A 9063-nucleotide genomic window follows, 5' to 3' on the forward strand; every position below is an offset into this window, starting at 1 on the left:
CTCTGAAATAATTTCTTGAGTCTTTGTGATCTCTATAGGTGTTTTACCATTAAAATGTTGTTTTGTAGCCATTAAATGTAAGTTAGCAGAAGACAACAGCGCACTTACACTATCGTGCAAAGTTTCTGCAATTTGTTTACGTTCTGTTTCTTTACCATCTATCGTTGCATTTAAAATTCTAACTTGCGACTCAGATTTTATTTTTTCTATATTTTGATTTTGTAGTAATTGAGTTTGTGAAAGCTCTAAACTTAAATTTTTTTGTTTTAATTTATACACATTTAAAAAGTATAATAAAGAGACTATAATTAAAAAACTTCCAATACCATAAATAGCAAAGGTTCTTTGTGCAATTAAACGTTTGTTTTCTTCAATTCTTTTTACATCATCTACATTATTTTTTTGAGTAATTTCTTCTACCATTCTTCTAATTTCTTTATCTCGAATACCATCTTCTATTTTATAAGAGATTTCTTGATAATCGTAAGCTTTGTAATCTTCTAATTTTCGCATTGCCCATGCTAAGTTATAATATAAATCAGCCTTATACCTAATTGCATTTGGGCTTTTATCATTTTTTATAAGGTCGATTCCTTCAGAATAAATTTCTTTAGCTTTCTCGAAATTACCAAGAGACAAATAAATACTACCTATATTATTTTTAGCACCAGCAAGGTTTATTTTAGAATTAATTTTTTCATTAATAAAAATAGCTTTTTCAGCATACTCTATTGCTGTATCAAATATAGTATCTTGCTGATAAATGCCTGAAAGATTAATATAAGATTTTGCTTTTAACTCTAAAATATCATTATTTAAACCTGTAAACTCATCTACTTTAAGATAATAAAATTTTGCACTATCTCTATTGGAATTTCTGTGAAACGAACTACCAATTCTTAAATAAGTATCTGCAATTTCTTTATTAAAATTTAATGATTGGTTACTCTCTGTTGCTGCATTTTTTAAGACTAATAAATTATTTAATGCCTTTTTATAATTGATTAGAGCTCTTGAGTGGTTGTTGGTTTTATTATAAATATCTGCTTTTAAAAAATAAATTAAATATAAATTTTTATAACTTACTTTATTTTGATATTTATCTTCTAAATCTAAAATTGCTGGCAGAGCTTTAGCAAAATTACTTTTTTTATAGCTATCTAAAATAAATTCATACTTCTGCTGAAAAGTAGAATCTTTTCTAATTGTAAAATCTAAAGAAGCTTCAATTTTTGAAACTTCTTTAGATAAATTTATTTTGGGGGATGCATTGCTAAAATGAAGACTAAATGCAAAATAAATTAGGAGGTAGACTAATGACTTTTTCTTTTTCAAGTATTTTTTTTTACAGTAAATCTGTACCATCAACAATAATTATTCTTGGTTTTCTTCTAGTATCTTCTAATTCTTTTGCATAGGTTCCTTTAGAGGCTACTGATAAGTGATTTACAAAATCAATTTTAAGAGTTTGTCCGTCTACTTTTTCTAGATTTCTAGAAAAATTTACTCCAGAAGATTTACCCTCTTCTAAATGTACTTCGTAAATATTATTATCTTCATTATAAACAAAATCTACACTTACTTGATTATCTACTTTAAAATATAGGTTGAAAGTACCATCCTCATTACTAGAAACACTATATTCTTTTAATATACTAGAAGACTTTGCTTTTGTTTTTATAGATGATACATTATCATCTTCAATTGTAATTGTAGATCTATTATCTAAATTAGTATCTATAAAACCAATACTTAATTTATTACCATCTATCAATAACTCTTCAGATACTTTACTGCTTGTAGCATAATCAGACTCAAATAAATGAAACTCATTTGTATTTGTAGTGTGATTTATAACTTTATCTGTTCTTACATTGTTTTCTAAATCAAAATCTACAGAGTATGCTCCACTAGCATCTCTTTTAACCTTATATGTTTTTAAAAGATTGGTTTTAGCACTTTCTTCCGATAATGTTTCATTGTTAGAACAAGATGTTAAAACAAAAGTTATTGCAACAAATAATGATAGTAGTTTGGTAATTTTCATAATAGTAGAATTAAAAGGGTTTAATTTTAGTTTGTTAATATTGGTTTGTGTTTATAAAGAATAGCAATGCACACTAATATATTAGTATTAAATAGGTAATCTTTTAAGTTTTTTAGGGGATAGATTTTTTTTATCTAAAACTTAAAATTTAGGGATAGGTTATACTAGTTTATATTTTACTGCATACATTGCTAATCCTACTGAATTTTTTACATCTAATTTTTTTAATAATCGTTTTCTATGTGTTTCTACTGTGTGATGACTTACATTCATTTTGTCTGCAATTTCACCGGTACTTAGTTCTTTTGCTACTAGTGCCATCACTAATTTTTCTGTTTTGGTTAAAGATTCAAACAAAAACTTTTCTGATGAATTACCACTAACTTCTTTATTTCCTAAGAGTGCCACCATCATTATTTGTTGTATATCATCACTAAAATACTGCCCTCCGTTTGCTACTGTTAATATGGCTTTAACAATATGTTCTCCTGCATTATTTTTAGAAATATAACCACTCGCTCCAAGGTCCATTACCTCTTGTACTATTTTAGCGTCATCATAACTAGATAATATAATTACTTGTGGTTTTTTACCTTTTTTATAAAAGTGTTTTAAAACTTCAAAACCATCTACACCTGGCATTGTAATATCTAATATTAAAACATCTGCTTTATTCTTTTTTTTACCAAACCAATCAATTACTTCTTGTCCAGTTAGAGAATATCCGCTAATTTCTATATCCTTATTCGTATTTAGTACAGCTATGATACCTTCAATTAAAATTTTATGGTCATCAGCTACGTGAACGTATATTTTTTGTTTCATTCTTACACTACAAATTTAAAGTACATTTTTAGATTCTACAATCCCTGAATTCAGGGATATTTGCGCATCCCTGAATTCAGGGATATTTGTACCTGAATTCAGGGATATAAATTTTATATATATTTGACTAACAGTATTTTGCAAAATTTTATTTTTGGTGTTTTTTTTTAGTTTTTTATAAAAATAAAAAACTAAAAATTAAAAATTATTCTTATTTAAATATATTTTAAAAAAAGTTTTAAAAATAAAAAAACCGAGAATATGTATTCTCGGTTTTTTTTCGCACTAAATATACTAAGATGTTAGTTTTATCGCAATCTATCTACAGATTTTACAAGATCTTCATCCTTTTTAATAGCTTTATTTGCCAAAACAATAAGCAAAATAGCTACAATAGGTATAAACATCCCAATACCTTTCTCAGAAATAGAGACTTCTCCAGGTAAAGTTAGAGATACATAAATCAATAATCCTAATAAAATAAGGTTTACCAAAATTGCTAAACGACCTATAACAAATTGTAATTTTCTATTTTTAAATAAAAAAATAGCTACAAATGCTAAAATTGCCGAAACTAAAAATAAAACAGGAATCGTTTTTAACAAATAAGACTCTCTATTTAATAAATCTATTGCAAAAATATCTTTTGAAATAGATTTCCACAAATTAAAAACAAAAATTAAAGCCCCTGAAATTGCAGAAGCAAGCAATAAATATATACTTTGTATTCTTTGTATCATTTGTTATTTCTAGCAATACAAAAGTAAAACATTCTTTTTTAAAAAGAAAACTAAGAACTAAAAAAAAATGTATATATTTGTTACATATTAAAACCGCACAAAAATTATTCTGTAGTACTATACAGGATAATATCTATCAAAAAAAACATACAAATCTTAATATAAAATAAGATTACTTATAACTTAATAAATATATAATGTTCGAAATCTCAGAACTAAAAGCAAAAACACTTGCTGAACTTCAAGGTATTGCTAAAAATATTGGTCTTACAAAAACTAGCCAATTAAAAAAATTAGACTTGGTTTATCAAATTTTAGATACACAAGCTGCAGAGCCTTCTAAAGCAAAAATGGCTGTTGCGCCTGTAAAAGAGGAATCTAAAAAAGAGGAGAAACCTAAAAGAAAACGCGTTGTTAAGAAAGCTCAAACAAATGAGCAAGAAAAAGAAAAAACAGCTGTAGAAACTAAAAAACCTACTGCAAAACCTTCTGCAAAGCCTCAAAGAAAAGCTCCTGTAAAAAGAGAACCTAAAAAAGAGGAAAAAACAGAAAACACAGCTACTATTGTTAAAGAAGATAAGCCAGTTCAGAAACCCACAAATCAACAAAACAAGCAGCAGAATAGTAAAAGCAACAACAATCAACAAAATAATAAACACAAAAACAATAACCAAAATAGAGACAAAAGCAACTCTAATAGAGGTAATAAATCTAACAATAGATATAGAGACCCAGATTTTGAGTTTGATGGTATTATAGAAAGTGAAGGTGTTTTAGAAATGATGCCAGACGGGTATGGTTTCTTGCGCTCTTCTGATTATAATTACCTATCATCACCAGATGATATTTATGTTTCACAATCTCAAATAAAGTTATTTGGATTAAAAACAGGTGATACTGTTAGAGGTAATGTTAGACCACCTAAAGAAGGTGAAAAATATTTTCCTTTAATTAGAGTTTCTAAAATTAATGGTTTAAACCCAAATATTGTTAGAGATAGAGTTTCTTTTGAACATTTAACACCGTTGTTTCCTCAAGAAAAATTCAATTTGGCAGAAAAAGGAAGTTCTTTATCTACTAGAATTATCGATTTGTTTTCTCCTATCGGAAAAGGACAACGTGGTATGATTGTAGCACAACCTAAAACTGGTAAAACCATGTTACTTAAGGATGTTGCCAAAGCAATCGCTCACAATCATCCAGAGGTATACCAAATTGTTTTGTTAATAGATGAAAGACCGGAAGAAGTTACTGACATGCAAAGAAGTGTTCGTGGAGAGGTTGTAGCTTCTACTTTTGATGAACCTGCAGACAAACATGTACGTGTAGCAAATATTGTTTTAGAAAAAGCAAAACGTTTGGTAGAATGTGGGCATGATGTAGTTATCTTACTAGACTCTATAACTCGTTTGGCAAGAGCTTACAACACAGTTGCACCTGCATCTGGTAAAATACTTTCTGGTGGTATAGATGCCAATGCATTACACAAACCAAAACGTTTCTTTGGTGCTGCAAGAAATATAGAAGGTGGTGGTTCTTTAACCATAATTGCAACTGCACTTACAGAAACAGGCTCTAAGATGGACGAAGTTATTTTTGAGGAATTTAAAGGAACTGGAAATATGGAATTACAGTTAGATAGAAATATTTCTAACAGACGTATTTATCCTGCTATAGATTTAATAAAATCTTCTACAAGACGTGATGATTTATTATTAGACGAAAAAACCGTACAAAGAATGTGGGTGTTACGTAAATACTTAGCAGATATGAACCCAATAGAGGCGATGGAATTTATTAATGAAAGAATTAAATTCTCTAAAAATAATGATGAGTTTTTAATTTCTATGAACGGATAAAAAACCTTTCTAATAAAATAAATAAACCTTTTTGACCAGCTCAAAAAGGTTTTTTTGTGATTGACTTTATTTTATGGGTTTGATTAGTAATAGGAAATTTTCGAGAAAAATTAAAAAAAATGTAAATCTAATTAGTATTTAAAAGTTCAACTGGTTTTTTAAATAATCTTTTTATTAAGTATGAAATTAAAAGTCCGATTGAAAAGGTCGTAAGAATAGTACAAACAAAAAATGCGATAATTGCCGGTAACATCATAAAAAAAACATCTTTTGTTTCTGTAACTCCAATAATTAGACAAAAAGTTGTCCATATTATTAAATTTATCACAGTTGAATATTTTAAAGATATTAGTAGTAAAGGTGTACTTATTTTAGCATTTTGGTAAGCTACTATTCCACCAACCCAAAGAGCAATCAAAAAAGTAATTAGAAGCCCAATTATTGAAACTTTATAAGCTATTAAAACAACCATTGTTAAAAGACCTTCTCCTGTTAATAATAATGGTATATATATTGTGGCAATTACTGTTAAAAGACCAATTGGTACTCCAATTAAATATGAAATTAAAATACTTTGCAATAATTTCTTTTTCATTTATTTTATATTCCCATTAGATATTTATAAAAGTAATAAAAAATCATAAAAAAATCCGTTCAAAATAATTGAACGGATTTTTAAAAATTATATTTGCTACGAATTAGTTAGATACATACATATTTGCTCTATTATCTTCTATATCTGCAGATTTTTTAATTGCTTCGTAGATTTTAAACGTTTGTCTTTTTCTAGTCTCTGCAATCTTTTTTCTGTTTGTTTCGTAATTTGGCAATGCTGTTGGCAGTTCTCTTTTAGTTACTTTAAAAGCAAAAACACCTCTATTACCTTCTACATTATTATACACTTTATTTAGTTCTGCATTGTACATGGCACCTACAACTTTAGGTTCTGAACCAACACCTGATAAAGCTGGACTTTTTAACTTTACACCATTTGCAGATCTAACTGTCGTATTATTTGCTTTTGCGATGTCTTGTAAATTGCTTCCATTTAATTTATCAGATAATAAAGCAGCTTTCTTTTTGTTTACTAAAATTGGTCTTACTCTATTAATTGCTTTGTTTGCTGGTAATAATCCTTTTGCAGTTTTATCTGTTACTATAGCAACAACATGACTACCTTCTAAATCAAAACGCTTAAAGTCTCCCACTTCAGTACTGTTCCCGAAAGCCCAAGACACCATTTGTCTTTGATTACCAATACCTGGTACGTTTTCATCTAATACTTTTAAACCAACAGCAGGCTTTAAAACGTAATTATTTTCTTTTGCTACGGCATTATAATCATCAGTTTTAGAAATTGCCAAAGCAAATTGTTCTGCTTTTTGAAAAACAGCACTTTCTGTTGCTTCAGATGGCACAATTTCTCTACCAAAAGTTACTAATTTTAATACTTTTTGTTCGTTTTTCTGATCATCTATTTTTACAACGTGGAAACCAAAAGGAGTTTTTACTACATCTATAGTACCTTTGTTGTTTGTAAAAGAAAAATCTCTAAATGCAGGTGTCATTCTTTTGTAATTAAACCAATCTAACTCGCCACCTTTCTCTGAGTTTGATTTATCTGATGAAAACTCTTTTGCTAAATCTGCAAATTTGCTACTTCTTCTTTTTACAACATTTAAAATACTATCTGCTAATTTTTTAGCATCTTCTTCTGTTCTTGTAACATCTGGAGCAACTCTTTGTGCACCAACAAAAGGAATTAAAATATGACTTGCTTTTACAGAGTCTGGCATTTTAGTAACTTCTGTAATTTTAGAAATTTTAAAGTAACCTTGGTCTTTATAAGGACCAAAAACATCACCTTTATTACCATTAAATATTTCTTTTGCTACTGTTTGGTTAACATCTGCATTAAATTTAAAGCTTTCATCTAAATTAACATCTGAACCATTAATCGTAAAAAACTCTTTATAATCGGTAGCACTTTTTAAACCTTTTACAGTTTGTTTATTTCTATCTAAAGAATCATCTATAAAAGTAGCAACTTCTTGTTTTATTGCCTGCTCATCTGCAGGAGTTGCAACAATATCAAACTTTACATAAGAAATATCTCTAGTTGCTTCTGTTTTAAATTGAGCAGGATTATCTTTAATATAAGCCTCTACTTCAGATTTTTTAATTTTAACCAAACTATCTGCAATACTTGTATAAGGTACATACACAAATTGAGCATTCAATTTTGTGTTTTCTATGTTATATTCTGTTTCTCCTTCTTTTAAAGAAGCTCCTAAACCTGCAGCTACTAATTTATTATATACGTTCGTTTCTGTATTTTCTTTAATTTGACTCATGTAGTTAGACCAAGCTGTCCACATATCTGGATTGTCTTGTTTTGTTGTTGCTAAGAAAGTTTTAAATTTTCCTTCATCAAACAAACCAGCTTCGTTTAAAAACTGAGGATTATTTTTTACAGATGGTGCATTAATTACTTCTTGCCAAACATCTTTTTCTCCAACAGAAATACCAGCTTCTTCTAGCTGATTTTTGTATAACTTTTTTCTTAACAAATTATCCCAAACAGTTTTTGCAGCTTGCATTTCAGACACTCTACCTCCTGTTTGTTGTTTGTATTGCTCTAAAGCATTTGCAAATTCTTGTCTAGAAATTGCTTCTCCATTAATTTCTCCCACTTCATTTACTTTAGTAGAGTTAAAAAAATCTCCAAGTGTAGATGGGTCTAATACAAATGCGAAAAGTGCTAAACCAATTATTATAATTAAGAACATAGAACGTTCTCTAATTTTCGATAAAATTGCCATACGTTGTTTATTTAATTTCAGTGGGCGAATATACGATTTGGGTTTTAATATTGCAACCCATTTTTAACTAAATAATAAGAAGTTGAAAGCGTTTTAAAACTACTACTTTTTCAGACAATTTGTTTAGTCTTCTAAATCTAGTTTTTTTAGTGTAACATCGTCTATTTTTGCACTACTTGTTTTGAGTATTCTAATTTCGAAACCTTCAATTTCTACCACTTCATTTTCTTCTGGTATATTTTCTGTATGATCTATAATAAAGCCGCCTAAAGTCTCATAAGCTTCTGATTTCGGTATGTTTAAATCATACTCTTCATTTAAATAATCTACTTCTAATCTTGCAGAAAATTTAAAGGTATCTTCGTTAATTTTTTCTTCTATAAATTCTTGAGAATCATGTTCGTCTTCTATTTCGCCAAATAACTCTTCTACAATATCTTCTACGGTAATCATTCCAGAAGTTCCACCATATTCATCTACAACTACAGCAACGCTTTTGCGCTTTTTCATCAACATATTTAAAATATCATTAATCATCATAGATTCTGGTACAATTTCTACAGGTAAAAGAATCGATTTTATGGTTTTGGGTCTTTTAAAAAGCTCAAAAGCATTTACATAGCCCAAAACATCATCCATAGAATTTTTATACACAATCACTTTAGACAAACCCGTTTCTATAAAAACTTTTTTTAGAACACTTACTTTTTCGTGAATTTCTACCGCATAAATTTCGGTTCTAGGAACCATTACTTCTCTGGCTTTTACGT

At 28.4% G+C, this 9063-nt stretch carries 8 protein-coding genes; 1 reads left to right on the forward strand and 7 read right to left on the reverse strand.

Annotated elements, in window-relative coordinates:
• The 4 genes from ACTG3S_RS01150 to ACTG3S_RS01165 form a co-directional block, all read right to left on the reverse strand.
• A partial coding sequence (locus ACTG3S_RS01150) for a histidine kinase (RefSeq protein ID WP_439127541.1) occupies positions 1 to 1335 on the reverse strand: 1335 nt, incomplete at its 3' end.
• A 10-nt stretch (positions 1336 to 1345) separates the two neighbouring features.
• Positions 1346 to 2047, reverse strand: a complete 702-nt coding sequence (locus tag ACTG3S_RS01155) for a hypothetical protein (protein WP_439127542.1) — start codon at positions 2045 to 2047, stop codon at positions 1346 to 1348.
• Positions 2048 to 2206: 159 nt separating this feature from the next.
• Positions 2207 to 2872 (reverse strand): response regulator, encoded by a 666-nt coding sequence (locus ACTG3S_RS01160; RefSeq protein ID WP_439127543.1) that lies wholly within the window; start codon positions 2870 to 2872, stop codon positions 2207 to 2209.
• 308 nt (positions 2873 to 3180) lie between these two features.
• Positions 3181 to 3612: a DUF4293 domain-containing protein gene (locus tag ACTG3S_RS01165; RefSeq protein ID WP_439127544.1), complete on the reverse strand. Its 432-nt coding sequence runs from the start codon at positions 3610 to 3612 to the stop codon at positions 3181 to 3183.
• Between the two features lie 197 nt (positions 3613 to 3809).
• Here ACTG3S_RS01165 and rho point away from each other — a divergent pair, with 197 nt between their 5' ends.
• Positions 3810 to 5471, forward strand: a complete 1662-nt coding sequence (gene rho / locus ACTG3S_RS01170; RefSeq protein WP_439127545.1) for a transcription termination factor Rho — start codon at positions 3810 to 3812, stop codon at positions 5469 to 5471.
• A gap of 127 nt (positions 5472 to 5598) precedes the next feature.
• Here the strand turns inward: rho and ACTG3S_RS01175 are convergent, their stop codons facing one another.
• The 3 genes from ACTG3S_RS01175 to ACTG3S_RS01185 form a co-directional block, all read right to left on the reverse strand.
• Entirely contained in the window at positions 5599 to 6066 is a 468-nt protein-coding gene (locus ACTG3S_RS01175) for a hypothetical protein (RefSeq protein WP_439127546.1), read from the reverse strand.
• A gap of 103 nt (positions 6067 to 6169) precedes the next feature.
• A complete protein-coding gene (locus ACTG3S_RS01180) occupies positions 6170 to 8293 on the reverse strand; it encodes a peptidylprolyl isomerase (protein ID WP_439127547.1) in 2124 nt (707 codons plus the stop codon).
• Between the two features lie 123 nt (positions 8294 to 8416).
• The coding region (locus ACTG3S_RS01185; protein WP_439127548.1) for a hemolysin family protein at positions 8417 to 9063 on the reverse strand (647 nt) is incomplete at its 5' end.

Source organism: Polaribacter sp. (assembly GCF_965656025.1).
In the GTDB taxonomy this organism is placed as follows: Bacteria; Bacteroidota; Bacteroidia; order Flavobacteriales; family Flavobacteriaceae; genus Polaribacter.